Consider the following 26,056-nt stretch of genomic DNA (forward strand, 5'->3'; position numbering starts at 1 on the left):
ACTGCGCCATGGCGATCAAACAATTACTAAAGCGCACCAGTGGCTGGCTCTATCTCAACTCGCCAGTGGGGCGCACTCAGCTGCAAGGCGCCGGGGTGATCCTGATGTTGCATCGGGTACTGGCCGACGACGCTGCCGCCGACCTGCCCCATCGCAATGAACTGTGCGTAGGGCCCAAGGCGTTCGAACACTTGCTGGCGTGGCTGAAAAAACACTTCGATTGCGTGCCGCTGATGGAGATTTTGCATCCGGGCAAGGTCAGGTCGGACCGGCCGAAAATCACCCTGACCTTCGACGATGGCTGGCGCGACAACGCGGTGAATGCCTACCCGTTGCTGCAAAAGTACCAGGTGCCGGCGAGCATTTTCCTGTCCACCGATTTCATCGGCAGCCGTCAGCGATTCTGGTGGGAAAGCATCGGCGAAACCCTGTGGGGCAGCCACGGGGAACGGGCCCGGATGCAGTTGATCGAGTGCCTGCAAGAGGCCGGTCGGCCCTTGCCGGTGCCGTTCGGTGAGCTGGATATGGAGCGCCGCAGCCTGGCCTTGCTGCATTTTTTGCAAAGCCTGAAAAGCCTGAGCCCGATGACGCTGAATCAATTGACCGATACCTGCCCCGACGAATCGCTGCCCCAGGCGCTGGACTGGCATCAAGTCCGCTCGCTGGAAGCCTCCGGGCTGGTGCGCTTCGGTCCGCATGGCGCCAGTCACGCGATCCTGACCGGCCTCGACGATCAACGATTGCACGAAGAACTGAGCCGCAGCCGCGAGGCCTTGCGCAATGGTTGCAACCGCCCACTGCCCGTCTATTGCTACCCCAATGGCGACAACGATGCGCGGGTGCGCGAACAGGTCGCCGCGCATGACTTCCCGTTCGCCCTGGGCACCGGCACCGGGATTTATCGCGGCACCAACGACCCGTTGAACTTGCCACGCTTCGGCGTCAGCCAGCGTGTGGCGCGCAATCCGCAATTGCTGTCGTGGCGTTTGTATCGCGGGGCTCGCGCATGAGCCGTAGCCATTACCTCAAGCATCTGGCCCTGAGCATGGGCACCAAACTGGCGATGATCGCGCTGCGCCTGCTGCGCAATGTGTTACTGGCGCGGGTTCTCGGTCCCAGTGAGCGCGGCTTGTTCGCGCTGCTCAGCACCCTGCCCGACCTGATCAGCGCCGCTACCAGCGGCGGGCTGAATTCGGCGGTCGGTTATCAGGCAGCCAAGCAGCGACCGATGGGCTTGTTGTTGAGCCAGGTGTTGGTGTTCGGTTGTCTGCTGGCGGGAATGCTGACCTTGCTGGTGGTGGCGCTGGTGCGCGAATTCGGCAACGAGCTCGACATCACCACGCAACTGGGGCTGCTCGCCTGGCTGTTGCTGTTGGCGGTGCCACTGACCGTGCTCAAGAGTGGATTGTTGACGCTGCACAATGCCTCCGGCGGTGTGGTCGCGTTCAATGCCTTGCGCCTGGTGGAATCGCTGGCGCCGCTGTTGTTGTTTCTTGCGCTGTTCTGGATGTGGAAAGAGGCGGCCCTGGAAGCGGCGTTGATCAGTTGGCTGGCGGGGATCAGCCTGGTGGTACTGGTGGGATGGGTCTGGCTCAAACGCGAGCAGCCATTGACGTTGCAATGGGACCGCGCCAGTCAGAACGAACTGCTGCGCTACAGCGCACGCAGCCATCCGGATTTGTTGTTCCAACAAGTGATTCTGCGCTCTGATTACCTGTTCATCGGCGCCCTGCTCGGCAGCACCGCGCTCGGTCATTACGCCATGGCCAGCGCCGCCGCCGAGTTGCTGCTGATTGTGCCGGAAGCGGTGACTACGCCGCTGATGAAACGCCTGCTGCAACAGGAAGAAGGCATCGACAAGGTCACGCCGCTGGCCCTGCGCCTGACCGCCACGGTGATGCTCGGTGCCTGCCTGACAATGGCGGTGATCGGTGAATGGCTGATCGTCACGCTGTTTGGTGCGGTCTATCAACCGGCGTATCCGGCGCTGTTGGCGTTGCTGCCGGGGCTGTTGGGGCTGTGCTACGCGAGCATCCTGCGCCTGGACCTGTTGGGCAAGAATCGCCCCGGCAGCATTTCACTGTTGATGGGCCTCGGCGCCTTGCTCAATCTGGCGCTGAACCTGGTGTTGATTCCGGCGTACGGCATCGTCGGCGCGGCGGCTGCTTCGTCCATCGCTTATCTGGTCGTGACGATCGCGCTGCTGGTGATGTATTGCCGGTTGAGTGGCGTACCGGCCTGGCAAACCCTGATCATCCTGCCCAGCGACGTGGCGCCCATGCTGCTGATGCTGCAAAGGAAGTCGGCATGAGGTATTTCGCGCTGCTGGTGAGCCTGGGCCTGACACTCGACGCCTACGCCGGACCGATGCGCTGGGCGGACATTCGCGATGGCAGTCTGTACCTGCAAACAGATCAGCCCGATACGCTGACTGTGCGCTGGACCCCGGCCTGGCAAGCAGACGCCAACGAAGAACACCTTTACCTGCTCGATGGCAAAGGCCGGTTGCAAGGCGAACGCCTGATCGCCGCCAGTGAGTTGAGCGGCACCCAGAGCTGGCCTTTGGCGCCTGGAGCGTCCAGCTATCAACTGGAAATTCCGGGCTACAGTTTCCGCCGCTACAAGGTTGAGCACGACGAGCGCACGGTGGCGCTGTTCGCCCCGGCCAAGGTGCATTTCAGCGCTGAAACCCATGACGGCGACGAGCTGTTTTTCAAGGTGGCGGCCGGTGAACACGCGGTGCTCGCCGGCAAATTCCACGGTGGGGTCGGCGCCTTGCAAGCCCAGCGTATGGGTGACGGCAAACAGGTGGTGCTGGCGCTGAAACCGTATCGAGCGTACTGGCAGTTCGACCAGGTCGAGTTGCCGGTCGCCAAGGATGAACAGGTCTGGCACCTGCGTTTGCAAGGCAGCGGCAAAGTCGCGTTCTGGCTCGACGGCACCGCCAACTTGTTCGCGCAGAATCCGCAGCAACTCAAACCGCTACGCGAGGATGCGGGCGACGTGCGCCTGACCCTAGGCAAAGACGTGCTCGGCCCGACACCGAACCTGGGCATCGCCCTGCCCTACGTGATGCCGCCCGCCTCCAGTTATGCGGTGCTCGACGCGCTCAAACCGCAAGCAGGTGCCTACTACAGTTTTGTCGACGTCACGGCGAAAAAACCGCAGTACGAAGATGCGTTTCGCCAGGTTTATCAGGACCGCTTCGGCATTACTCAAGACATCACGCTGTTGGCTGGCAGCCAGCGCCAGGCCGACCTGCGCGCCGACACCCTGAGCAACGCCGGTCTCGATGCCTGGCTGGCCTCGACCCGCGCCCTGGGTGGCAAGGGCACGCATTACATCGGTTTTGCCGATGAGCCAAATCTCAACTACCCCGACTACGCCCACTATCAAAACATCTTCAACAGCATGGCCCGGCAAGTGCGCAGCAATCCGGCCAACGCCAAGGCCGGCGTGCGCATCGCCATGCCAGCCAGTTCACGCTTGGTCAACGGTCCGTTTGCCGACAATGCGGCGGATAAGCGTGGCATCGATTGGGCGAAACGCCTGCTGGCCGAATCCGGTGACCAGATCGATGCGCTCGCCTGGCACGAATGGATGATTCGCGATTTGCTGGCAACACGGGTGTATCGCGACAGCGTACGCCGCGCCGCCGACCTGGTGGGTCTGGACGGCAACGGCCGGCCGCGCAAAGCGTTGTTGCTGGACCAGACCAACCTGTCCAGCGGCTCCAGCCTGAGCCCCTACGATCAAGACACCCATTACGCCTCGCTGTGGTGGACGTCGGTGGTCATCAACTCATCCCAGGACGGGTTGCTGGAGATGCTCAACTGGTTCCAGGCCGCCGATGAACCGGACTACCCAAAGGGCATGTTGAAGGTGCTCGGGGATGATCGCTTCGAACTCAAGCCCGTGGGTTTTGCCCAGCAGTTCATCCAGCAACATTGGCTGCACAACGTACTGAAGCTGGAGAACGACGCCTTTGCAGTCGACGTGCTGGCCATGACTGAAGACGATAAACGCAGCCTGTTGGGGGTCAACAAAGGCCGACGTTTACAGCATGTGAGCCTCAGCGGAGCCGCATGCCCGCTGGCCAACGGGTCGTTGCGCTATTTCGGCGCCGACAACCGCAGCCGCGACGCGCCATTGCACTGCCAGAACGGGCGCGTCAGCTTTGATCTGCCAGGAGAAACCCTGTTCGCTTTGAGCTGGAGCGCCTCATGAACGCCTCGATTGCGTTGCCGCGCAGACTATCGCCGCGCAACGCAACACTCCCACCACGGCCACTGCCGTCAGGAGCACACATCATGAGTGTTTTGCACAAACTCAGCGAACAGATCAAACAAAAAGGCTTGCAGGCCACGGTCAAAAAAGCCTGGAAACATTACGTGTTTTTCCACCAGGAACTGCTGTGGATGGAACGCGACCTGGTCAGCCCGGTGCCGCCGCACAAACTCAAGTCCTACCCTGCACTGCGCGTGGAAACCATCACCCCGCAAAACGCCGTGGCTTTTACCCGTTATTTCGGTGATCGCGTAGCCACCATGGCCGAACTCGCCCGCGAGGGTTACACCGGGCACATGCACCTGGACGATCAAGGTAATGCAGTCGCCTTCATCTGGGGCGCGGCGCGCAACTATTACGACAAGCATTACTACGGCTGCTGGTTCCCGGTGAAGCCAGGCGAGTTCTTCGAATTCGGGGGCGAGCTGACGCGTGCCTATTGGGGCACCACGCTGTCGGTGGACCTGCAACTGCAACTGTGGAAAGCCATGCAGGCCCGGGGCTGCGACAAGGTGGTGGATGTCTGCGAGTTCCACAACATTCCGGCCCTCAAGCTGCACATTCGCATGGGGTATCACGAACAAGGGCGGATCATGAACGTGTACAGCCTATTCGGCTGGCGCTTCTACCGCGAAACCCGTTACACAGGCTCGCGGCTGGAAGCCTTGCGCAAACCGGCCCCTGAACCTGTCCCGGCCTCGGTGACCTGACGATATGGCGGTACGATTTGAATGGCGCACTTCGCTGTGCGCCGCTGACTTCCCGGCAGCGGCTTACGAAACGCTGCGTCTGCGGGTGGCGGACCACACGCCGTTCAACACGCTGGCCTGGATGGCGGCGTCCGAACAGGCATTGAGTGCCGGGCAGAATCTGCAAGTGCTGCTGGGTTGGCAAGACAATGCGTTGGTGTTTTGCCTGCCGCTGGTGGCCTCCGTCGAGCGTTTCGGCAGGCTGCCGTTTCGGGTGCTGCATCACCTGGGTTATCCCCTCGCCGACCGCCTCGCCCTGCTCACGACCATGGACGCCGCAGCGACTCGCAAGGCCTTGATCGAAATCCGCCGACAGCTTCCCCATGCCTTGCTGCAACTCAACGAGGTGTCGGAACCGACCGGCGAAGAGAATGTGCTGGCCCACTGGTTGAGCCGTAGCTCGACGGCCGAACGGCGGCTCAGCTGCCGAGTCCCGGTGCACTTGATCAGCAACGCCGACCACCAGGAGGTTTCCGGCGATCCGCGCTACAAACTGCGCCGCGCACGTAAACGCATCGCTGCGTGTGGCGCCATCGTCCGGCGGATCACGCCCGATTCCACGACCATGGGCCCGTTGTTGCAGGCCATCAGCGACGTTGAAGCGGTGAGCTGGAAAGGCGACGAAGGCGTGGGGATTTTCTCTGACGAACGTCATCGGCAATGGATGGACCACGCCTTCACCGCCCTCGCCGGGCAAGGCTTGGTGCGGGTGGTGGTGCTGGAGCTGGGTGGCCGATGCATCAGCTATCGTCTAGGGTTGCTGGAGCAGGGGCGGCTATACGATTACAACCTGGCGTTCTTGCCGCAATACGCCGATCTGGGCAGCGGTCGGGTGCTGCTTGAAGAGTGGATTCGCTGGGGGCTGGACGAGCACTGGCGCTGGATCGATGCCTCGCGGGTCAGCCTGGAAAACTCCAGCCATCAACTCCACGAGCGCATGACCGGGCAACTGGAACATTGGCGCTGGAGTTTCTATTCCTGGCGCCCCAGCGGCATTGCGTTGGGACTGGCCCTGCGCCTCTGGCAACAATTCAAACCTGCCTGGCAACAGTGCAAAGCCCGGCGTGCGGCAGCGGCGGTGGTCAAACCCGCACCTGTTGCAACGTCCGCTGCCAAAGCCGCCGAGCCGACAACAACAATCATGGAGAGCGAAAATGCCTCGCCAAGTCATAGTCAACGCTGACGATTTCGGCCTCAGTGCCTGCGAAAACGCGGTGATCTTCGGGGCGTTCCAGGCCGGGGTGATTAGCTCCGCCACCGCCATGGCCAACATGCCAGCCTTCGAAGCGGCATGCGTGATGGCCCAGCACCCGATGCTTGAAGGCCGGATCGGGCTGCACTTCAACCTCACCTACGGGCGCCCCTTGAGCCAATCGATTCTGGGGCGAAGCAACTTTTGCGACAACGCTGGCGTGTTCGACTTCAACCTGCCCCGCCACCGCTTCTGGCTCAACCGACGGGATCGTGAGGCCGTGCTTGAAGAGCTCGAAGCGCAATGGCAACACTGCGTGGACAACGGGCTACGCCCCAGTCATCTGGACTCCCATCAACACGTGCACAACATTTGGCCCATCGGTGAGATCGTCGCCCGTTTCGCCGCGCGGCAAAAGGTTGCGGTGCGCCTGGCACGCAACCTGGGGCAAAACCTGAGCCTGCCCAAGCGCGTCTTCAAGGCGCTGCTCAATCGGCGTTTAAGCCACCTGGCCGGGGTCACTGCCGACTATGTGTGCACCCCGGTTGATCTGCGCAATGAAGCGCCACCGACTGATGGCCTGCTGGAGATCGTCGCGCACCCCAATCAGCTCGGTGCCGATTTTGGCGACGCCTATCTCGATCAGGGTGAGTCGTTGAGCGCTCTGCTGGAGCAGCGTTTGCCGGGGGTGAAACGGGTTTCCTACGACGCGGCGGGCAAGTCGTTCAGCACCCACGCGCAGGCGGTTATGGAATAAAAATCGAGCGATTTCTTGACGCCTGAATTGTGTCAACCCTGTTACACACATTGAAATAAATTGCCGGTGGCGGCGGTGCCACGAAATGCCCGCCGTGATCTATACCCATCAATACTTTCATCCACGCATGACCAATCCTTGGCTAGGGAGGGCTCCATGAGCGCACTCGGTAAGCTTCGCGAACGTATCAAACAAAAAGGCCTGAGCCGCACGTTCAATACACTGTGGAAGCGCTACGTATTTTTCCATTGGGAGTTGCTGTGGATGGAACGCGACTTGGTCAGCCCGGTGCCGCCGCATAAACTGCGCCCCTATTCCGGCTTGCGCCAGGTGACCATCTCTGCACAAAACGCCACGGCGTTCGGCAAGCATTTCGGTGACCGCGTCGGCACCATGGCCGAACTCGCCGCCGAAGGTCACACCGGGCATATGTACCTGGACGACGAAGGCCATGCCTGCGCGTTCATCTGGGGCAGTACCCGCGACTACCACGACCGTCACTATTACGGTTGCTGGTTCCCGGTCAAACCCGGCGAGTTCTTCGAGTTCGGCGGCGAAATGACCCGCGCCTATTTCGGCACCAGCCTGTCGGTGGACGTTCAAGTCGCGCTGTGGGAAGCGATGCAGGCGCAGGGCTGCCACAAGGTGGTGGACGTCTGCGAAACCCACAACATCCCGGCCCTAAAACTGCACATCCGCATGGGATATCACGAACAGGGCCGCGTGACCCACGTCTACGGCCTGTTCGGCCTGTGGCGCTTCTACCGCGAAACCCGCTACACCGGCTCACGCCTGGACCCGCTGCGCAAACCGGGGCGGCCGGAAGTGACGAGTGCGGCGCAGGCTTGATTGCACTGGCGTGCGAGGCGTCAGTGACACTGCTTTCGCGAGCCTGCTCGCTTCCACAAGAAATCTACGATGCACACCGAATGTGCGCGCGACGCAGGTTAAATGTGGTAGCGAGCCGGCTCCGGGCGGCGTTCCGATGCAAGGGCCAGACGTAGCACTACCCAGTTTAGTGTTTCACCACCACCAACGAAAAACACATCGGCAATTGCGCCCTCTGCTGCTCATACCGGTCATACAGTTCTTCGCGATTGGAATGCGGGTATTCCTTGAAGTGGCTGATCTGCAGCCCGGCCTCAAGGGCACCGGTGAAGATCGCACCCAACGTGTGGACGAACCAGTAAGACGCCGCAGCCTTCTGTTCAACCTTACCCTGGTAAACGATCGGCTGGTTCTGCACGAACGGTTCGCTGCGAAAGTACGAGCTGTCCAGGCGATAGGGATCGGCTGACTCCGGGTCGAACATTTCCAGGAATGGATGGGTTTCATACACCACCAGCGCGCCGCCGGGCTTGAGGGTTTGCGCGACATGGCGCAAGAACTCACCGATGTCCGGCATCCAGTTCAAGACACCGATGGTGATCAGCGCCACGTCGAAACGGCCTTGCAGTTCAGGCGGCAGCTGATGGATGTCGGCCTCGATAAATTCGGGCTGATGAGGCGAACGAGTCGCCAGCTCCCGCGCCTGATCGAGAAACGCGGCAGACTGATCGATGCCAATCACCGTGCGCGCGCCCAACGCAAACAGCGAAAGGCTCTCGCGTCCGTTATTGCAACCCAGTTGCACCACGTCCTTGCCGTCTACACCCACCTGTTCCAGCACGCCGGTGAGGGTCTGGTCCAGGCAGGAAAAATCCTTCTGCGCGACCGCTATCAAGCGCTCCTTCCATTCGGGGGTGTCTTTGTGGTGTCGGGCGGAATCGTTCCACGCCTCGCGGTTGCTGGCGATGGCATTTTCTTTTGTCGGCATTTCCATTGCGCGCTCCAGAATCGGGTCGTTGATTAACCGGACCGAGTCTAGTTCATGCCTGAAAATCACCCCATCGAGACTTTGTAGTAATCGTGTAAACCGCGCCTCAACGACGCTTGCTCATGGGAGCGCTATAGTTAATGACCTTGGGGAAACACGGGAAATCCGACTTCGCAGGTGTTGCCATGAAGACGTTCGAACAGACGCTGTTGCTTGCCCTTTGCCTGGTCGCCACTGGTGTGCACGCGGATGACAGCCTGATGGAAACCGACCAATCAAGCAGTGAATTCAGCTATTACGGGAAGGATCAACCCTTTTCCCACCCGGTGCCGCCCTCCATGAGCATCGTTCCGCCAGGCGCGTACATCCCGACTTCACCACAAACATTCATCCCGGTGTCGAGTCAGCACGTGTTCCACGACTCCCGCTTGCCGACGGTGGCGGACGCGTCGGTGCGAGTGTTCATTCGCACCTATGACGAGGAACACGGTGTCTACGTGAACCAGGAAGTCGAGGACCCGAGTTGCATGTTGTCATGCCTGCGCCAGGGCCCCGCCTTGTAACACAGGTCAATGCCTACCACTGGCGTTTGTCCGGACGTGCCAGGCCGAGTTTTTCGATCCGGTAACGCAGCATGTCTCGGCTCAGGCCCAGCAGCCGTGCGGACTTGGTGACGTTCCAGTCAGTCTTGTCGAGCATCTTGCGCACCATGTCGCGCTCGACTTCAGGCAGGTTCATCGACTCAGTGCCGTTGTAGATCGGGCGTGGTTCGTGGTTTTGCGGCTCATGCTGATACATCGGCGGATCATCCACCAGGCTGAGGCAGACGTTCAACTGATGCGCGGCGATGGTGTCGCTTTGCGCCAGCAGCACAGTTTGCTCAAGCATGTTGCGCAACTCACGCACGTTGCCCGGCCAGCTATAGCTGAGCAGCAGTTCTTCAGCCTGATCACTGAAATGCAGGTTCGGTTTGCCATAGCGTTTGCCATGGACGGCTAAAAAGTGCCGGGCCAGTAGCAGAATGTCTTCGCCACGGGCATACAGGCGCGGCACCTTGATGGAAATGATCCGCAGGCGGAAGAACAAGTCACGGCGAAACTTGCCCTGCTGCACCATCTGTTCGAGGTTGCAGTTAGTGGCGCTGATCACCCGCAAGTCGACCTTGCGCTCCTTCACCGAACCGACCCGACGAATGGTCCGGTCTTCCAGGAGTTTCAGCAGTTTGGCTTGCAGCAACAAATCCATCTCACCGATTTCATCAAGAAACAACGTACCACCATCGGCCGCTTCCACCAGACCGACACGGCGGTCCTTGGCATCGGTAAAGGCGCCCTTCTCGTGGCCGAACAGTTCCGACTCCACCAGATTGGAAGGGATCGATGCGCAGTTGAATTCAATGAACGGGCCTTTGCTGCGCGGACCGTCGAAGTGCAGCGCCCGGGCCACCAGTTCTTTACCGGTGCCGGTCTCACCCTCCACCAATACCGGCGGCAAGTCGGTGTTGGCCATGCGCCGCTCGGCGTCGAGCAACTGGGCGATGGTGTTCTTCAGGTAGTGCATCGGCGCCGATTCACCAATCAGTGCCTGCACGCCGGATTTCTGCGCCTCGCGTTCCTGATAGAACGACAACGTGCGCTCCATGCGATCAGTGGCCAGCGCCTTGTCCAGCAACAGCTTGAGCTCCGGCAAGGCCACCGGTTTAGTGACGTAATGGAAAGCCCCCTCTTTCATCGCCACCACGGCATCTTCGACATTGCCGTAACCCGTCATCATGATCACTTTCAGATCCGGCGCGCTGACGCGCAGCTTCTGGATCAAGTCGTGACCACTCATGCCCGGCAACGAGTTGTCGGTCAACACCACGTCAGGGGCGAACGTTCCCAATTGCACCAGTGCATCTTCAGCAGAATGGCAGACCGTTACCTCGAAGTCTTTACGCTCCAGGTAGGTCTGGATATTCTCGGCGAGGATTTCGTCATCCTCGACCAGCAATATGCTGTGCTCCATATTCCCCTCCCGTTGCCGCTTTAAAATTGAGACAAACGCGGGTTCCCTCCTGCTCCTGGCTGGTCAGTTCGACCGAGCCTTCGAAACGCTCCATTATTCGTTTAACCAGGGCCAGGCCTACGCCCAGCCCTCCTTGTTTGGTGGTGAAAAACGGCTTGAAGACCATCTGTTGTTGCTGCTTGGTCATGCCTTTGCCGGTGTCACTAAGGGTCATGCGTACATGGCCGGGTTGTGGCTGTTCGATATCAATACTCAATTGACCACCCTTGGGCATGGCTTCCAGGGCGTTGGCAAACAGGCTATTGAGAATTTGCGTCAGCAGCACCTGTTGGCTGACGACCGGTGGGCAGGCTTGAGGCGTGAATCGCACCTGCACGTTCGACCGTTTGATCAACGCATCGAATGCACTCAGGGTGTCATCGATGGCCAGCACCAGGTCGACCGTTTCGCAGTCGTCATTCATCGGCCGCAACGACACCAGCAATTCCCGAACCCAGCGTGACATGCGATCGACCTGATTGATGATGTCACCGATATTCTTCTGCGCATTCTGGCTGGCGATTTCCTGGGCCAGTTCGGCGCTGGAGCGAATGTTCGCCAGCGGATTACGCAAACTGTGTGCCACCGCCGAGGACATTTCCCCCAGGGCGACGAAAGTTTCATTGGTGATCAATTGCCTCTGCTGGCTCTGCAGCAGCACTGAAGCACGGCGCACAATCCAGAACAACCCAAGGTAGATGACCAGGCCGCCGAACACGGTTGCCAGCCAGATCGCCTTGAAACCACGCTGGATGCGCTCCACCAGGTCGACCGGCTCCTTGTAGATCTCGACCATGGCGACCACTTTGCTTCTGTCGGCATTGAACATCGGGATGTAGTTCTCGACGAACAGGTACTCCGGCTCGCGCAGCAGCTTCTGCTCGGGACGCTCGTCGTCAATTTCGTGGTAGCTGGTGGACACCGGTTCTTTCATTTCAAAAGAGGAGTCCAGCTCATCGTCGTCTTCGATGCGTACGCCGATCAGCTCCGGGTTCGTCGACCAGACCACGGTACGATCCAGCGCGTACACCGTCGCCAACAAAATGTCCGGCAGGTGCTCCACGTGATCGAGAAATTCAATACGGGCAGCCGCACGGGCGCCTGGCGACACGTCGGGATAGGCGTTGTCCAACCGTGGGTCGAGCATTTCGCCCATGGTTCTGGCAGGGCTGATCGAGGCATGGCGAATTTCGGCGTCACCAATGGCCTGAATGAATTGCGCGGTCAGCATGGAATCGCGTTCGATACTTTCGGTTACCACAAAACGCGTGGATACATAGCCAAGGCCCAACGCCACAGCGGCAATGATGAAAAAGCTGGCCAGGGAAAACCAGCGCAACAGATTGAACTGCCCACGCCCGCTCTGGCCTGCGACGGCCGGTGTGACCGGTACCGGTTCTTGTTGTTGTTCGAGTATCGGCATAGGGATGTCCTGGATGCTCGCATCTAGCCTGTTCAGCCGCATTTCAGATCAGTGTAGGCGGCAATGTACGTGCCTGACTGAGCGAATGATAGTATTTCGCCGCTATTGCGCCTGCGCCGCTTTCAACGGTTGCTGGCGATCAGTTTCTTCCTGCAAAAATTCCACAATCGACTGCGCGGATTTCTCATCCAGACGCAGGTTGGGCATCGGGATTCTGTCGTAACGCTCGAACAGCTCCACGGCAATCGGGTCTTTCTCCTTCAGCATGCTGTCCGGCTCGCGAATCCAGCGGTTGAGCCAGGCCGGGTCGCGTTCGCGGGTCACGCCGATCAGGTCCGGACCAATGCTGCGCATGCCGATGCCCTGCCCGTCCATCGGTCCGAGGCTGTGACACGACGCGCAACGGGTACGAAACAGTTCTTCGCCATTGCTGGGCGGGCGAATTTCCGGGGCGTTGGCGTAGCTTTGTTCGACGCTGGCTTTTTTCCAGTTCTGCAAAGTGTTGGCCAACTGATCAGCCAGAATCCACGGATTCTCGAACGGTGATGCTTTCATCCAGCGACCGGTGCTCTGGTTGCCGACGATCAGGCTCAGGTTGTGGTCCTTGCTGCGCCCGTTGTCGACGCCTTCAATGAACAGCCCGAGTTTCTTGCGCAGCTCGGTGACGTCGGCAAATTCCCCGGTGAGGAATTTCCAGCCCGGCCCGACCTTGAAGCGTTGCGCATAGGCCTTGAGCACTTCGGGTGTGTCGCTCAAGGGATCGATGCTGATGGAGTAGAAAAAAATGTCCTGGCCGACCCGGTCGCCGAGCAGCTTTTGCACCTGGCGCAAGCGTGCGGTTTCCAGTGGGCAGGAGTCGCTGCATGAGGTGAAGATAAAGTTGATCACCACCACCTTGTCTTTGATCAGGTCATCGAAAAAGTGCACCTGCTGACCGTCCTGGTCGGTCAGCAGGGTGTTGGGGAAATAGTCGCCGCCCCAAGGTGTCGCCGACTCCGTCGGCGCCAGCACACCTTCATGGGCCAGCAGCACCTGACTGGCTAACAAACAGACGACCAGTACCAGTATCAGGTGCATGCCCAGAGCGCGGGAGCGCGGCGTGTGTACATTCATGTCCATGTCGGCTCCCTCGCGGCGTTTCATTGTTTGACTGTCACTTTAGGGCCGAAGCCGTCGCCAGTACGGAAGGTAGGCAGTGCGGCGGAGTTGACGTAGCGCACACCATCCCAACTTGGCAGCGGTGTTGGCATCAACTGGAATTGCCCGGGCTTTTCAATGTCCCAACGCAGCAGCATCGAGTTGTCTTCATGCTGGGTGTTGTGACAGTGCTCCATGTAGGTCCCGGCGAATTCGCGGAAGTTGATCGCCATCTCGACGTTGTCCAGGCCATCTTTTTCCGTACCGATGCGATACACGTCCTTACGCGCCCATTTTTCCCATTCCGGTGGTGCCTTGCCGCCGCGACTGAGGATGATCCCCTCCTCGAAGTGCACATGCACCGGATGGCTCCAGCCACCACCGCCGAGCTTGATGTTCCAGACCTCCAGGGTGCCGAAACCGGCAGCCCCCGCATCGGTCGGACCGTTAGCCAAGTGAGTCGCGGTGTTCAAGCGACGCGGGTCCATGTGGAAGCCGAAGCCGCCATCGGTCTTGACCGTCCACGGTGCTTCATCGGTGCCGTCCGACCGGCCGAAGGTGAAGGTGCGGTGACGTGCCTGAGCGAGCAGCGCCTTGTCGGCCGCGTTGTCGCGATGGATCTTCAGCGGGATCATCACCAGGCCTTCGGCTTTACCCGGTTTGGCCGGTTCGTACGCTGCCGGGTCCATGGCCAGGTCCTGACCAGTGTACGCCTTGACGTTGAGTTGCAGGATCTTGCCCACCGCCGGGTCACCCCTGTCCCACATCGGCCCTTTGCTGGTTTGCTTGATCACCGCCAGGTATTTCTCGGAGAGCACGTCTGCCAGCGACACTGGCTCTTTCGGGCCTTTGCCGTCGTCATGCACCAACAGGTTGACGAAGAACACCTTGTCGCCAGGCTTGATGCCGTTTTTCGCGAAGTTGACGATGATGTCGAAGCGTTCGGCAATGCCTTGCGTCGGCAGGATCGCGTTGTGGTTCTGTTTGTCGCCGTCGGCGTCGAGGTCCATGGTGCCGTCGAATGGCACGCTGTGTTCCATGATGTTGCCGTCGTTGGCAATCATGTGGAACGGCACGCGGGCATAGGACACTCCCGAACCTTTAGGGCCCTGGAATTCGCCGCTGGTGCCTTTGATCTCCCGCACCATCGCCAGCTTGTAGTAACGCGACACCGAGCCATTGAGGATACGGAAGCGGTAGCTGCGAGCGCGCACATCCAGCGTCGGTTTCCACTGCCAGTTGACCAGCACCTGGTCACCGAGGAAGCCGTCGGTGTTGAACGGGTTGAACCACAGCTGACCGCTTTGATCCCAGGCCTTGTCGGCCACCACCAGGTTGACGTCGTAGTCGCGGTTACCCCACGGCAACGCACTGCCGCTTGGGAAACGCAGGTTGACACCGTCGTTCACCGATTCATTGCCACGGTCCAGGGCGCTGTAGTAGTTCATCATCGCCGCGTTGCCCTTGTAGACGTTCTGCGCGGTGAAATCGAGCATGTGGTCGTGGAACCAGTGGGTGCTCATGGTTTCGCGCCAGTCGCCACGGATCTTGATCGTGCCGTTCTCGCAAGTCTTGCGGCTCGGGCTCATGTCATTGGTCCACAGGGTTTCGCCCGGTGAGCAAGGGAACGCCGCGCGTGGATCGTGCGCATCGGTGTTGATGGTGTCATAACCGGCCAACTGAATTGGCCACCGATAGTCGTAATACTGGCCAGGGAAGAAAAACGCGTTGGCATAACCGTCGCTTTCCGCCGGGGCGTGGCCGTTGTGTTCGTGGGTAGTGATGGTGTGCAGGCCAAACCCCATGTTGGCCGACGGGTCGATCGGCAGGCCGTTGTAGTGACGCATCAACACCGGCTGGCCGTAACGCACCATCAGCAGTTTAGGCGGCAACGTGCCGTCGAAGGTCCAGACCGAGTTGTGATTCTGCACCGGCATGTTCGGGTGGAAACGCGCATCGACGCCTTTGGCGGTGCCATCGGTGGCCTGTACGCCGGCGACGTTGTGGTAGAGGCCACCGGGGCCAAACTCGCCCACGGCGTAGCCATGCATCTGATGACTGTCACGCCACCCGGTGTTGGTCCTCACCCCGGTTTGCACGGTTTTGTAGGCCATTTGCGGGTAGAACTCATTCCAGCGCTGATGTGACCAGCCCTTTCCTGGCGGACGACCTTCAGCCGCCGAGCCGATATGGCGATTGAGGAAAATCTCGATCTGCGCCTGCCAAGGGTTGCGGTCCACCACGTTGGAAAACTGACTGGGGAACGGCGTCAGCCCCGGTTGACGCATGAAGGCATCGAGTGCCGCGCTCGGTGGTGCACTGCGGGCCACACTGGTCGGGTCCTGCTGTGGCAACGGGCCGATCGCTGCCGGTGGAAACCCCAAGGGCGCCGCCGGTGTGGTGGGATCGAGTTTTTCCGGGCCGAACTCTTCAAACAGCACCAATTGCTGAGTAAAGGGCTGAGCACCAAACAACGGGCTCGGCTTGCCATTGGTGGGGTAATTGAAACTGGTCTGCACCGCAGGCGGCAGGACGTTCTCTATGCGCGTTTCGTCGCGGTTGCCCTTGACGCCATCGGGCAAATCGAAGGAGTCCTGGTTGGCCTCCGGCATGCTCAAAATCGCATTCAACGCCGTGGCTTCGTCAGCCGGCTCATCGTAGTAAGCCGAAGGGTCGGAGGGTTCAGGCTGTCGCTCGTCATCGATCGGGCTGGCACGCAGACTCGCTGTGCCCAGCGTCATCGTCAGAACGACGCCTACAGGCGTCAATAGGCCAAACCATTTGAAGGGATAACGCGCTTTTCTTTCCATCACCAGCCGCCTCGAAGTCGTGAAGGGGGTAATGGGGTTTTGCAAAGAGCTCGCCAGATTTGTAACTGATTTATACGAAAGTATTAAAACCTGACAAAACAATGGCTTATCAACATCAATGTGCCATACCAGGAAAAAAGCGACTGGGGCTTGACACCCGCTAACGGGGAAAGTTCATACCCGCTTTCAGGGAATCCGATTAAACGACAAACGGACAGTAGTGCCCTCGCCTTCACGGCTATTGAGGGTAACTCCGCCCCCGAAACGATCCATGATTCGCTTGACCAGCACCAGTCCGACCCCCAGCCCGCCTTGCTTGGTGGTGTAAAACGGACGGAACGCCATGCTGCGCTGTTCTTCGCTCATGCCTTTGCCAGTGTCGCTCACCACCACGCAAATACCTTTGGTATCGGTTGGCTCCAGCGTGATGGTCAGGGTGCCACCCTCGTCCATGGCTTCCAGTGCATTGGCCAGCAAACTATTGAGGATCTGCGTCAGTTGCACCTGCTGGCTCAACACCATTGGCGTTTCCTTCGGCTGAAACACCACGTGAATCCCCGCCTTGGCGATTTGATGCTCGAAGGCCAGCAGACTGTCATGCAAACACGCGACCAGGTTCACCGGCTCCGCCTCATCGTTGAGCGGGCGCAAGGATTGCAGCAATTCCCTGATCCACTTCGACATGCGGTCCACTTGCCCGATGATGTCGTTGATGTTCTTGTGCGCCGGGCCGCTGTCAAACTCCAGCGCCAGCTCGGCACTGGAGCGGATCGTCGCCAACGGGTTGCGCAGGCTATGGGCAACCGCCGAAGACATCTCCCCGAGTACAACAAAGGTTTCGTTGGTGATCAGTTGTTTTTGCTGCGTGGCCAATAGAATCGCCGCCCGCCGCACGATCCAGTACAGCCCCAGGTAAATCAGCCCTCCGCCCAACGCGGTGGCCAGCCAGATCAGCGCCAGGCCGCGCTCCATGCGTTCGATCAAATCCTTGGGCTCCTTGTAGATCTCGACCATTGCAGTGACGGTATCGCGGTCGGCATCGAACAGCGGTATGTAGTTCTCAATAAAGATGAAGTCCGGGGGGGTAATGAATTTTTGCTCCATGCGCGCCTTGTCCACGTTGTGATAGCTGGCGGACACCGGGGTTTTGGAAGCGAACGCTTGATCGAGATCGGCATCGGCATGAATCGTGGTGCCCATCAATGCCGGGTTGGTGGACCAGATCACCATGCGGTCAGGCGCATAAATATTGGCCAGGATCACGTCGGGCAAATGCTCGATATGGTCGAGGAACTCGCCCCGCGAGTTGGCACGGGCCAGCGGGTCAACGTCGGGAAAATCCTTGTCCTTGCGTGGGTCGAGCAGCTCACCCATGGTCCGCACGTGGGAATACGAGACATGGCGCTCCTCGGCCGCCGCAATCGCCTGAATGAACTGGGAGGTCAACAACGCATCGCGTTGCACGCTTTCGGTAATCACGAAACGCGTAGACACCACACCCAACGCCACTGCCACCGTGCCGATGATCGCCATGCTGATCAGCGAAAACCAGCGCAGCAGATTGAACGGCTGTTTGCGCGAGCTCAAGCGAATATCACCCTGTTCTTTGAGAAGGGCTGTTACTTGCGAATTCATGGCCGATGTTCCCCGGTACTCCCTATAGGGTTATAGCCCACTGCTCGGCGATTGCCCATTTCCGGGGGGGCTCCCTCCCCTCTTTTCCCCACCTACCCACTGACCCCATCCACCCCCAAAAGTGGGGACAGTCGCCCGCTTCAGTGTTCGTCGCCATCAGACCTTTGTAGCACCCCAAGCCTTCAATAACGGGCCTCTGCCGTCAGTTTTCAAAGATTGGTATGGAAGTTGCCGACCTCACCCGCAACTGACCCGCCCCCAAGGGACGGTACTCTGATAGAGGGAATACTCATGCACCCTTTACTGTCCAAAACCGCGACCGCCCTGGTCGTGACCGCTCTGGCTCAAGGCGTTGCGCACGCGACGCTGTTTGCCGTGGACACCGGGCCCTACTTGCCCGCCAACGGCAATTTCGCTGCGTGGTACCAAGACACCCACGGCCGCACCCTGGATTTATGCCTGTCAAAGGCTGTCAGCTCCAGGGTACCCAGCGCCCCTGGCGCCCCGACGTACATGTGCTCGTTGATTCCCGCACCAGGTGTTTTCGACGACACCCAACCGATGGTCTTCCCGACCAACTTCCCTGACGAAGCGTTCTGGGCGACCGGCGAAACCACCATCGTCGATGCGGCCCGAGGCATCGATCTAACCTATGTCTCGGCAGTCGAAGCCGCCTTCAGCGGCGGCGACCCCGTGGAAGGCGACCAGATCAGCTTCGCGCGAATCCGCATCCGCATCGATGTGCCCGTTGCCGGGACCTATGTCGTGACCCACCCCTACGGCGTCGAAGTGTTCACCGTCGATACCCCCGGGCGGCGGGCGATCAACATGACCCGGGACATCGGCATCGGCGCAGCGAAAACCTATGACGGCGCGCTCAAGGGCGATGTCGGGCCATTCTTGCGCAGTGTCAACGGTCCTTATACCGAGACCAACCCGGTCAACGGCGCCGCCGAACAATTCGTCGGCGACCCGAACCTCACGGAAGCCGTCACCGGCAGCCCGTTCAACACCAACTACGTGCGCATCGAAGGTCCCAATGGCCTGGACTTGCGTACCACCCTCTTTGCTGTCTCCGGCAAGCTGTCCAGCGTGGTCCGGCCAACCCCGGTCATTGCGCAACGCAGCACCTACTCACGGCATGCCGGCGCCAGTGCACCTGAGGCCCAGCAGGATGTTTTCGTCCTGGCCCCGCCGCCACCGGCGACTGTGACCCTGGACAGCAATAACCCGGTGCTGAACTTGACCGAAGCGGACAGCACCGGCCACTGGTATGCGCAGTCGTCGACCGATCCGACGTTGCCGAGCACCCTGCAAGTGACTGCCGACAACCACCTGGCCATCGCCAGTAGCACTCCCACTACCCTGTCGTCGCCCCTGACCGACCTGGTGGTGATTTCCCGTGCCGAGTACAGCCTGAACAGCGGACAAATCACCATCGTCGCCTCGACCAGTGATGAAACCTCACCACCGGTGCTCACCGCCACCACGGGTACGGGGGTCGCCATCGGCGCCCTCATTGGCGATGGCGCAGTGAAAAGCCTGGCCACCGGCATCTCGCCGAATCCGCCAGCCCAGGTTCGAGTGACGTCATCCAATGGCGGCAGCGACACCGAAGAAGTGGTCATCGTGCAATGAACGCTCTCATGCCCAGATCCTCATCAGGAGGCATCATGAACAATTGGCCACGCCTGGCGCTCAACGCCTTGGGACTGACTCTATCGCTGTCCGGCAGTGCTTTCGCGCAACTCGCTGCCGTTGACCCCGGCCCTTATACCTTTGCCTCCGGGAAGTTCCCGATCTGGTATCAGGACAACAATCTGCTGTCGATGGAACTGTGCCAGTCCCGAGCCGCCAGCTCGCGGGTCCCCGTCAGTGTGCCACCGGCTTACATGTGTACCCTGCTGCCGACACCTGGCATTTTCGACGACACCCAGCCGATGGTGTTCCCGGATAACTGGCCAGACGAATCCTTCTGGTTCCTCGCAGAAACCAATATCCCCAACAACGCCGCAGGCTATGGGATGGACGCCTACGTCGCCGGGATCGAGGCTGCATTTGCCGGCGGAAACCCGCTCGACGGTGATCAAATCAGCTTCGCGCGGATCCGTATGCGGATCAACATTCCCGTCGCCGGCACCTACACCATCACCCACCCTTACGGCGTGGAAACGGTCAACGTCACCAGCCCTGGCCGGCGTGCGATCAACATCACCAGAGACGTCGGCGTCGGTGCGCCAGGGGTCTTCAGCGGCGCGGTCAACGGTGCCATCGGGCCGTTCCTGAAAAGCGTCAACGGGCCTTATACGGAAGTGAACCCGGACACCGGCGCCATCGAAACCTTCGTTGGCGACCCGAACCTCACCGAAGCAGTGACCGGTAGCCCCAACAACACCAACTTCGTGCGCATCGAGGGGCCCGCCGGGACTATCCAGGCCAACCTCTTCACCCTGTCCGGCAAAGTGCTCGACAACCGTGCGCAAACACCGGTGGACTTGAGCCGTGCCACTTACCGCCGCACCTCAGGAACAGGGGGCATCAACACCCGCGTCGAAGTCTTCGGTAAAGCAGACACCGGCTCAACCCTGTGCTTCCGCGAAAGCATCGCTCTGGTCCCCGGCCCGCCTGTTTCGCCTTGCCTGACCACCATGGTGGGCGATAACAACGGCGTGTTCTTCGGCCAGCATCTCCTGGTCAATGGCGCTGTGCCTCCCGTCGTCGTGATCACCGCCACCAACCCGACCGGTTCGACCCGCCCGACGTCCGTGTCGAGCAAACTCTCGGACGTGGTGAAAATCCAGACGGCTCGCTACAGCTGGAGCAATCACAGCCTGCTGATCGAAGCCACCTCCACCGACGAAGTGGGCATACCTGACATGGTTGCCCAGGGTTATGGAAGGCTGTCGAAGAACGGCACTCTGCAGAGCTTGACCGTCCCGGATCTGACGCAGCCACCGGCCACCGTTACGATCAAGTCGGCCGCGGGCGGCAGTGACACCGAGCCAGTGGTCGTCGTGGGCAAGGCACCGGACACCGGTGAGAACCAGGCACCGATTTCCGTCGCCGACACGGGCAGCACCAGTTTCGGGGTGCCGGTCACCCTCAACCTGCTGACCAACGACAACGACCCAGACGGCAACGTGCCACTGACCATCACCGCACTGACCCCACCGGCGGCCGGGCAAGGCACCGTGGCATTGAGTGGCACAACAGCCGTGGTCTACACGCCACCCGCCACCGTCACGACACCGCTGACCACGACCTTTACCTACAAGGCCCAAGACTCTAAAGGACTGGCCTCGACCACCGCCGCGACCGTGACCATTACGGTGGCACCTAACCGGCCACCAGTGGCTGTCAACGATGCCGCTACGACCCTGGGCGTGGCGATACCGATCAGTGTGCTGGCCAACGACACCGATCCGGAAGGCAACGTGCCACTCAGCGCAGCCATCGTGAGCCAACCGGCGGCCGGTCGCGGCACCGTCAGCACCGACGGCACCGTCATCACCTACACCCCACCGGGCACGGTGACCACGGCCTTCACCACGACCTTTACCTACATCGCCCGGGACAGCTTCGGTGCCGCGTCGACGCCGGCAACGGTCACGGTGCAAGTCTCGCCAAGGCCTGCTGCGGAAACCTTCACGGTGACCACGGCCTCTGTGACGGCTCGCTCCAACAACCGCTTCACCTGGGACTTTGCGGGCACCTCATCGGTGACCACCGGCAACACCATCACCATCAAGGTGACCACCCCGACCGGGCTGGTAACCCTGGGCACCACCGCGGTACCGGTGAACGGTCGCTGGAAGCTCACGGTGAACAACACCACCACGGTCATTCCGTCGGTTAATCCGACGGCCACCATCAGCTCGTCCCAAGGCACCGTGCGCTCGGTGTCGGTGGTCTCGAACTGAGCCCTCGCCCCATCCACCGTCACGGTGGATGGGGCAGGCCGTTTGACAAAGGATTGAATCATGAAAACGCCGACCGCCGCCCTGCTCTGCCTGCTCCTGCTTTGCAGCAGTGCGGGCGTGCGCGCCGACGACTTGATGGAAAACGACGACCTCGGCCCGGGCACCGACCTTGGCGAGTTGCCACCGCCGGTTGGCCAGCATGCGCTGATCGATCAGAACGGTCAGGCCAATGTCGCGCTGTTGCAGCAGAACGGCCAGTCGCTGCTCGGCACCATTGTCCAGTCGGGCAGTAATCAGGAAGCGTACATCCTGCAACAAGGCAACGACCTGATGGCAATGATCAACCAGCAAGGTTCGGGCAATAACGCCGCCATCACCCAGAACGGCAGCCACAACCGTGCGCAGATTTCCCAGAACGGCAACAACAACGACGCCAGCATCGACCAGGCCGGTACGGGGCTCTCCAGCGCCGTGACCCAGTCCGGCAACGGCATGAGCGTTTCGGTCAAACAATATCGCTAAGCACTGCATCACTTTGGAGGTTTCACCATGTTCAAACTGACGCCCCTTACCGCCGCCATCCTGGTCATTGTCAGTGCCCAGGCCATCGCCGATGACAGCGTTTCCAACCAGAGTCAGTTCGGTGATACCAACATCGCCGATGTCAAACAGACCGTGGCCCCGTTCAGCACCGCCACCCAGCAGCAACAGGGGCTGGGCAACGACGCGGCGGCGGTGCAAGACCACGCCAGCAGTACCATCGACCAGAACCAGGTCGGTGAATACAACGCCGGCTATGCCGAGCAGTTATTCGAAGACGGCAGCACCATTACCCAGCAACAGGTCGGCTCCCTGAACGTCAGCCATGCCAGCCAGTCAATCGGTGTGGGCAGTAGCGAGGCGCTGCAACAACAGTCAGGCAGCGGCAACTTCTCGTTCATCTATCAGGACAGTCAGGACGCTACGACCGCCAAGACCTACCAGTTCGGTGACAACAACGAAGCCAACATCGAACAGACTGAACTGGGCGTCGCCAATAACGCGACAGTCATCCAGTACGGCAACGGCAACTACGGCACCGCTGAACAGACGTTCCAGACCAACGGCCAGATTGGCATCAACCAGGCCGGCAGCGGCAACTATGCCTACGGCGACCAACGTGACGGTGACGGCAGCACCCTGACCATCAACCAGTACGGCGACCTCAACGGCACCGAAGTCTGGCAAGACAGCCAACTCGCCAGCGAAACCACCATCAATCAATACGGGCAGTCCAACGAAACCGTAGTCGACCAGAGCTTCGGCGAAAACAACTCCGCGACAGTGCTGCAAGTTGGCGACCTCAACGCCATCTACGCCGACCAGTTCGAGTCCCTCAGCTCGACCGTCGCGCTGTACCAACAGGGCACGGGCAACGTGCATTTCACCTATCAAACCGGCGACGGCCATGTACTCAACGCCACCTCGATGGGTGACGGCAACAAGGTCTACGCCAGCAACTGGAAAGGTCCGCAAGCGGGTGGCCAGTTCGGCAGCAACCAAATGGCAACCGTCAATCAGTACGGCAGCAACAACGTCGCCAACTTCACCCAAAAAGACACCGGCCACATCATGACCACCAACCAGTCCGGCACCGGGAACAAAACCACGGTCAGCCAGGCTGATTCCTACAACGAGCTGTACTTCGACCAAAACGGCAGCGACAACATCCTGATCTCCGACCAGCGCGGTGAGACCAACCTGGCGCAAGGCAGCAGCAACGGTTACGGCAACAGCACCGAGTTCGACCAGTCCGGCAGCAGCAACCAGGCATACACCGCACAATACGGCAGCGACAACATGATCACGGTCAAACAGGCTGACACCATGAACGTGGCCTATGTGACCCAGGGGGGCAGCGGCAACATTGCCAGCGTCGACCAAAGCGGCATGACCCAGACGGCAACCGTGCAGCAATATGGCAGTACCAACAAGGCCACCGTGCTACAGCAATGATTTAATGGGGGGAAATGAACCGCGACCCTTGGTGCTGGGTCGCGGTTTTTTATTTTGGCGGATAAAGAAATCAAACAAAATCTGGAAGCGATTGCACTCCGTTGCGCAATGGCGAGATCGATGAGGCGGACTTCAAGGCAAAACGCGAAACCGGGCGACTCAGACCATAATGCTCTCGCAGCGTACTTCCCGCATATTCAGTTCGGAACAGGCCACGCTTGCGCAGAATCGGCAGCACTTCATCGAGGAACACTTCAAAGCCCTCGGGGAACGCTGGCGGCATCACGTTGAAACCATCAGCAGCGCCACTGCGGAACCACTGCTCAATCAGGTCGGCAATCTGCACCGGCGTACCGACCGGCACCCAATGCCCGCGAGCTCCGGCCAGGCGATTAATCAGCTGGCGCAGCGTCGGCTTCTCGCGGTCGACGATGTCGATGATCAACTTGAAACGACTGGACTGGCTTTCGCTGCTGTCGAAGTTGATCAATTGGCGCGGGAATGGCGCATCCAGATCGTGACCGGACAGGTCGACCCCCAACATGCGGCGTAGCTGGCCGAGTGAAACGTGCGGCAGCACCAACTCGTTGAGCTCGTCGAACTTGCGCTGGGCCTCGGCTTCGGTGCTGCCGATGTACGGGCTGATGCCTGGGAGAATTTTCAGCTGACGAGGGTCACGCCCCACCGCCTTCGCCCGGGCACGGATATCGTTGGCGAATTCAGTCGCGCTTTGCAGGGTCTGGTGCGCGGTAAAAATCGCTTCAGCATGCCTGGAGGCGAAATCGCGGCCATCCTCGGAAGAGCCGGCCTGCACCTGCACCGGTCGACCCTGCGGGGAGCGTGGCGAGTTGAATGGGCCTGCGACCTTGTAGTGAGTGCCCACGTGGTTGATCGAATGCACCTTGTCACTGTCGGCAAACACCCCGGAAGCCTTGTCCAGCACCAGTGCATCGTCCTCCCAGCTGTCCCACAGGTCACCGACCACCTGCACGAATTCTTCGGCCTGGGCATAGCGGTCATGAGCCGACGGATGTTGCTCCAGGCCAAAATTGGCGGCGGCTGCCGCCATCGACGTGGTGACGATATTCCAACCGGCGCGACCCTTGCTGAGGTGGTCCAGCGCACTGAACGAGCGAGCCAGGTTGTAGGGCTCGCTGTAGGTCGTGCTGGCCGTGGCGATCAGGCCTATGCGTTGGGTCACCGCGGCAATGGCCGCCAGCCAGGTAATGGGTTCGAAACGAATGCGCAAACCTTCACGCCCGCTTTCGGCCAGTGACGGCGAGTCAGCGAAGAAAATCGCATCAAGCTTCTCGCGTTCAGCGCGTAGCGCCAATTGCTGGTAATAGCCGATATCCATGGAGAATTCCGGCACCGACTGTGGGTGACGCCAGGCGGCTTCGTGATGGCCGTTGGGGTAGATAAAGAGGTTAAGGCTGAGCTGGCGTTCGGACATTTCCCGTTCCTTGAAAAAACACGCTTGAAAAGATGAGCTCGCGCGCGGCGCAAAGGCTTAGTGCAGCTCGGCGAAATCACTCAGCACATCGTCGCGCAGGGCGATGAAGCGGCTGTCACTGCGGTTGCGCGAGCGCGGTAGATCGATGTCGACAATGCGTCGGATGCGGCCGGGATTGGGCTGCATGACCACCACCCGATCGCCGAGGAATACCGCCTCATCCACATCGTGGGTGACCAGGATCATGGTGATTTTTTCCTTGAGCCAAATGTTTTGCAGCTCGCCCTGCAGGCGCGCACGGGTCAAGGCATCGAGTGCACCCAGCGGTTCATCCAGCAACAGCACGCTCGGTCGGTTGACCAGGCCGCGGGCTATCGCCACGCGTTGCGCCATGCCGCCGGATATCTGATGCGGATAGGCATCGATAAAATCGTGCAAGCCGACCAGTTCGACGTGCTCGCGCACAGTGTCGCGTTTCTGCCGGGCGCTCAGGGGTGAGTTCTTGAGGCCAACAGCGACGTTCTGCTCGACGTTGAGCCAAGGGAACAAGCGGTGATCCTGAAAGACGATGCCGCGTTCCAGGCCAGTGCCGTCAATGGGTTTGCCATCGAGCAGGATGCGCCCGTCGTATTCTTCGTCCAGGCCAAGTATCAGTCGCAGCAGCGTGGATTTGCCGCAGCCACTGGCGCCGACGATGCTGATGAACTCGCCAGGCGCAATGTCGAGCTGGATGTTGTCGAGTACTTGCAATTGAGTCGAACTACCCGGTCGGGAAGCGAAACGCTTGCTGATGTTTTCCAGGGTCAGGCCGTTGTTGAGCATGTTGCGATCCTTTT

General features: G+C 60.2%; 20 protein-coding genes. 12 read left to right on the top strand and 8 right to left on the bottom strand.

Features of this window, described 5'->3' with window-relative positions:
* Nucleotides 1–8: 8 nt before the first annotated feature.
* The 7 genes from BMS17_RS02860 (at nt 9) to BMS17_RS02890 (ending at nt 7,834) form a co-directional block, all read left to right on the top strand.
* Nucleotides 9–1,010, top strand: coding sequence for a polysaccharide deacetylase family protein (locus tag BMS17_RS02860; RefSeq protein ID WP_046027934.1), 1,002 nt, complete (start codon nt 9–11; stop codon nt 1,008–1,010).
* Entirely contained in the window at nt 1,007–2,311 is a 1,305-nt protein-coding gene (locus BMS17_RS02865) for a lipopolysaccharide biosynthesis protein (RefSeq protein WP_046027936.1), read from the top strand. The genes BMS17_RS02860 and BMS17_RS02865 overlap by 4 nt, the downstream gene beginning before the upstream one ends.
* Complete coding sequence (locus BMS17_RS02870) at nt 2,308–4,227, top strand: hypothetical protein (RefSeq protein ID WP_046027938.1); 1,920 nt, start codon at nt 2,308–2,310, stop codon at nt 4,225–4,227. Before BMS17_RS02865 ends, BMS17_RS02870 begins: the two co-directional genes overlap by 4 nt.
* An 83-nt stretch (nt 4,228–4,310) precedes the next feature.
* On the top strand, nt 4,311–4,997 hold the full coding sequence (locus BMS17_RS02875) for a hypothetical protein (protein WP_046027940.1): 687 nt from the start codon (nt 4,311–4,313) through the stop codon (nt 4,995–4,997).
* A 4-nt stretch (nt 4,998–5,001) separates the two neighbouring features.
* On the top strand, nt 5,002–6,219 hold the full coding sequence (locus tag BMS17_RS02880) for a GNAT family N-acetyltransferase (RefSeq protein WP_077430382.1): 1,218 nt from the start codon (nt 5,002–5,004) through the stop codon (nt 6,217–6,219).
* Nucleotides 6,191–6,985 (top strand): ChbG/HpnK family deacetylase, encoded by a 795-nt coding sequence (locus tag BMS17_RS02885; protein WP_046028261.1) that lies wholly within the window; start codon nt 6,191–6,193, stop codon nt 6,983–6,985. The genes BMS17_RS02880 and BMS17_RS02885 overlap by 29 nt, the downstream gene beginning before the upstream one ends.
* 156 nt (nt 6,986–7,141) lie before the next feature.
* Nucleotides 7,142–7,834 (top strand): GNAT family N-acetyltransferase, encoded by a 693-nt coding sequence (locus BMS17_RS02890; RefSeq protein ID WP_046027943.1) that lies wholly within the window; start codon nt 7,142–7,144, stop codon nt 7,832–7,834.
* A gap of 166 nt (nt 7,835–8,000) precedes the next feature.
* Here the strand turns inward: BMS17_RS02890 and BMS17_RS02895 are convergent, their stop codons facing one another.
* Complete coding sequence (locus tag BMS17_RS02895; RefSeq protein WP_077430383.1) at nt 8,001–8,807, bottom strand: bifunctional 2-polyprenyl-6-hydroxyphenol methylase/3-demethylubiquinol 3-O-methyltransferase UbiG; 807 nt, start codon at nt 8,805–8,807, stop codon at nt 8,001–8,003.
* Nucleotides 8,808–8,986: 179 nt separating this feature from the next.
* Here BMS17_RS02895 and BMS17_RS02900 point away from each other — a divergent pair, with 179 nt between their 5' ends.
* Complete coding sequence (locus tag BMS17_RS02900) at nt 8,987–9,364, top strand: hypothetical protein (RefSeq protein ID WP_046027945.1); 378 nt, start codon at nt 8,987–8,989, stop codon at nt 9,362–9,364.
* A 13-nt stretch (nt 9,365–9,377) separates the two neighbouring features.
* Here BMS17_RS02900 and BMS17_RS02905 read toward each other — a convergent pair whose 3' ends face one another.
* The 5 genes from BMS17_RS02905 to BMS17_RS02925 all read right to left on the bottom strand — a co-directional run bounded on the left by BMS17_RS02905 (nt 9,378) and on the right by BMS17_RS02925 (nt 17,852).
* Complete coding sequence (locus BMS17_RS02905) at nt 9,378–10,808, bottom strand: sigma-54 dependent transcriptional regulator (RefSeq protein ID WP_046027947.1); 1,431 nt, start codon at nt 10,806–10,808, stop codon at nt 9,378–9,380.
* Nucleotides 10,777–12,270, bottom strand: a complete 1,494-nt coding sequence (locus BMS17_RS02910; RefSeq protein ID WP_046027949.1) for a sensor histidine kinase — start codon at nt 12,268–12,270, stop codon at nt 10,777–10,779. Before BMS17_RS02910 ends, BMS17_RS02905 begins: the two co-directional genes overlap by 32 nt.
* 102 nt (nt 12,271–12,372) lie before the next feature.
* Complete coding sequence (locus BMS17_RS02915) at nt 12,373–13,383, bottom strand: SCO family protein (protein WP_139348129.1); 1,011 nt, start codon at nt 13,381–13,383, stop codon at nt 12,373–12,375.
* A gap of 26 nt (nt 13,384–13,409) precedes the next feature.
* Entirely contained in the window at nt 13,410–16,217 is a 2,808-nt protein-coding gene (locus BMS17_RS02920) for a multicopper oxidase domain-containing protein (RefSeq protein WP_046027952.1), read from the bottom strand.
* A gap of 186 nt (nt 16,218–16,403) precedes the next feature.
* Nucleotides 16,404–17,852, bottom strand: a complete 1,449-nt coding sequence (locus tag BMS17_RS02925) for a sensor histidine kinase (RefSeq protein WP_046027953.1) — start codon at nt 17,850–17,852, stop codon at nt 16,404–16,406.
* Between the two features lie 291 nt (nt 17,853–18,143).
* On the opposite strand from BMS17_RS02925, the gene BMS17_RS02930 reads away from it, so the two are divergent.
* Genes BMS17_RS02930 through BMS17_RS02945 form a run of 4 tightly spaced genes read left to right on the top strand, consistent with a single transcriptional unit; the run spans nt 18,144 to nt 23,767 of the window.
* Nucleotides 18,144–19,490, top strand: a complete 1,347-nt coding sequence (locus BMS17_RS02930; protein ID WP_077430384.1) for a hypothetical protein — start codon at nt 18,144–18,146, stop codon at nt 19,488–19,490.
* 35 nt (nt 19,491–19,525) lie between these two features.
* The gene (locus tag BMS17_RS02935; protein WP_046027955.1) at nt 19,526–21,772 is read left to right on the top strand and encodes an Ig-like domain-containing protein; all 2,247 of its coding nucleotides are present in this window, start codon (nt 19,526–19,528) and stop codon (nt 21,770–21,772) included.
* A 60-nt stretch (nt 21,773–21,832) separates the two neighbouring features.
* Entirely contained in the window at nt 21,833–22,294 is a 462-nt protein-coding gene (locus tag BMS17_RS02940) for a curlin (RefSeq protein WP_046027956.1), read from the top strand.
* A 27-nt stretch (nt 22,295–22,321) separates the two neighbouring features.
* Nucleotides 22,322–23,767 (top strand): curlin, encoded by a 1,446-nt coding sequence (locus BMS17_RS02945; RefSeq protein WP_046027957.1) that lies wholly within the window; start codon nt 22,322–22,324, stop codon nt 23,765–23,767.
* A gap of 70 nt (nt 23,768–23,837) precedes the next feature.
* On the opposite strand, the gene BMS17_RS02950 is transcribed toward BMS17_RS02945, so the two are convergent.
* Both BMS17_RS02950 and BMS17_RS02955 read right to left on the bottom strand, forming a co-directional pair.
* Complete coding sequence (locus BMS17_RS02950; protein WP_077430385.1) at nt 23,838–25,220, bottom strand: LLM class flavin-dependent oxidoreductase; 1,383 nt, start codon at nt 25,218–25,220, stop codon at nt 23,838–23,840.
* 57 nt (nt 25,221–25,277) lie between these two features.
* Complete coding sequence (locus tag BMS17_RS02955; protein ID WP_046027959.1) at nt 25,278–26,042, bottom strand: ABC transporter ATP-binding protein; 765 nt, start codon at nt 26,040–26,042, stop codon at nt 25,278–25,280.
* Nucleotides 26,043–26,056 lie beyond the last annotated feature (14 nt).

Origin of the sequence: Pseudomonas sp. C9, assembly GCF_002000165.1 — a bacterium.
Classification (GTDB): Bacteria; Pseudomonadota; Gammaproteobacteria; order Pseudomonadales; family Pseudomonadaceae; genus Aquipseudomonas.

Coding starts and splice junctions, on each gene's coding strand:
- BMS17_RS02860 (WP_046027934.1), top strand. CDS start 9: ATGGCGATCAAACAATTACTAAAGCGCACCAGTGGCTGGCTCTATCTC.
- BMS17_RS02865 (WP_046027936.1), top strand. CDS start 1,007: ATGAGCCGTAGCCATTACCTCAAGCATCTGGCCCTGAGCATGGGCACC.
- BMS17_RS02870 (WP_046027938.1), top strand. CDS start 2,308: ATGAGGTATTTCGCGCTGCTGGTGAGCCTGGGCCTGACACTCGACGCC.
- BMS17_RS02875 (WP_046027940.1), top strand. CDS start 4,311: ATGAGTGTTTTGCACAAACTCAGCGAACAGATCAAACAAAAAGGCTTG.
- BMS17_RS02880 (WP_077430382.1), top strand. CDS start 5,002: ATGGCGGTACGATTTGAATGGCGCACTTCGCTGTGCGCCGCTGACTTC.
- BMS17_RS02885 (WP_046028261.1), top strand. CDS start 6,191: ATGCCTCGCCAAGTCATAGTCAACGCTGACGATTTCGGCCTCAGTGCC.
- BMS17_RS02890 (WP_046027943.1), top strand. CDS start 7,142: ATGAGCGCACTCGGTAAGCTTCGCGAACGTATCAAACAAAAAGGCCTG.
- BMS17_RS02895 (WP_077430383.1), bottom strand. CDS start 8,807: ATGGAAATGCCGACAAAAGAAAATGCCATCGCCAGCAACCGCGAGGCG.
- BMS17_RS02900 (WP_046027945.1), top strand. CDS start 8,987: ATGAAGACGTTCGAACAGACGCTGTTGCTTGCCCTTTGCCTGGTCGCC.
- BMS17_RS02905 (WP_046027947.1), bottom strand. CDS start 10,808: ATGGAGCACAGCATATTGCTGGTCGAGGATGACGAAATCCTCGCCGAG.
- BMS17_RS02910 (WP_046027949.1), bottom strand. CDS start 12,270: ATGCCGATACTCGAACAACAACAAGAACCGGTACCGGTCACACCGGCC.
- BMS17_RS02915 (WP_139348129.1), bottom strand. CDS start 13,383: ATGAATGTACACACGCCGCGCTCCCGCGCTCTGGGCATGCACCTGATA.
- BMS17_RS02920 (WP_046027952.1), bottom strand. CDS start 16,217: ATGGAAAGAAAAGCGCGTTATCCCTTCAAATGGTTTGGCCTATTGACG.
- BMS17_RS02925 (WP_046027953.1), bottom strand. CDS start 17,852: ATGAATTCGCAAGTAACAGCCCTTCTCAAAGAACAGGGTGATATTCGC.
- BMS17_RS02930 (WP_077430384.1), top strand. CDS start 18,144: ATGCACCCTTTACTGTCCAAAACCGCGACCGCCCTGGTCGTGACCGCT.
- BMS17_RS02935 (WP_046027955.1), top strand. CDS start 19,526: ATGAACAATTGGCCACGCCTGGCGCTCAACGCCTTGGGACTGACTCTA.
- BMS17_RS02940 (WP_046027956.1), top strand. CDS start 21,833: ATGAAAACGCCGACCGCCGCCCTGCTCTGCCTGCTCCTGCTTTGCAGC.
- BMS17_RS02945 (WP_046027957.1), top strand. CDS start 22,322: ATGTTCAAACTGACGCCCCTTACCGCCGCCATCCTGGTCATTGTCAGT.
- BMS17_RS02950 (WP_077430385.1), bottom strand. CDS start 25,220: ATGTCCGAACGCCAGCTCAGCCTTAACCTCTTTATCTACCCCAACGGC.
- BMS17_RS02955 (WP_046027959.1), bottom strand. CDS start 26,042: ATGCTCAACAACGGCCTGACCCTGGAAAACATCAGCAAGCGTTTCGCT.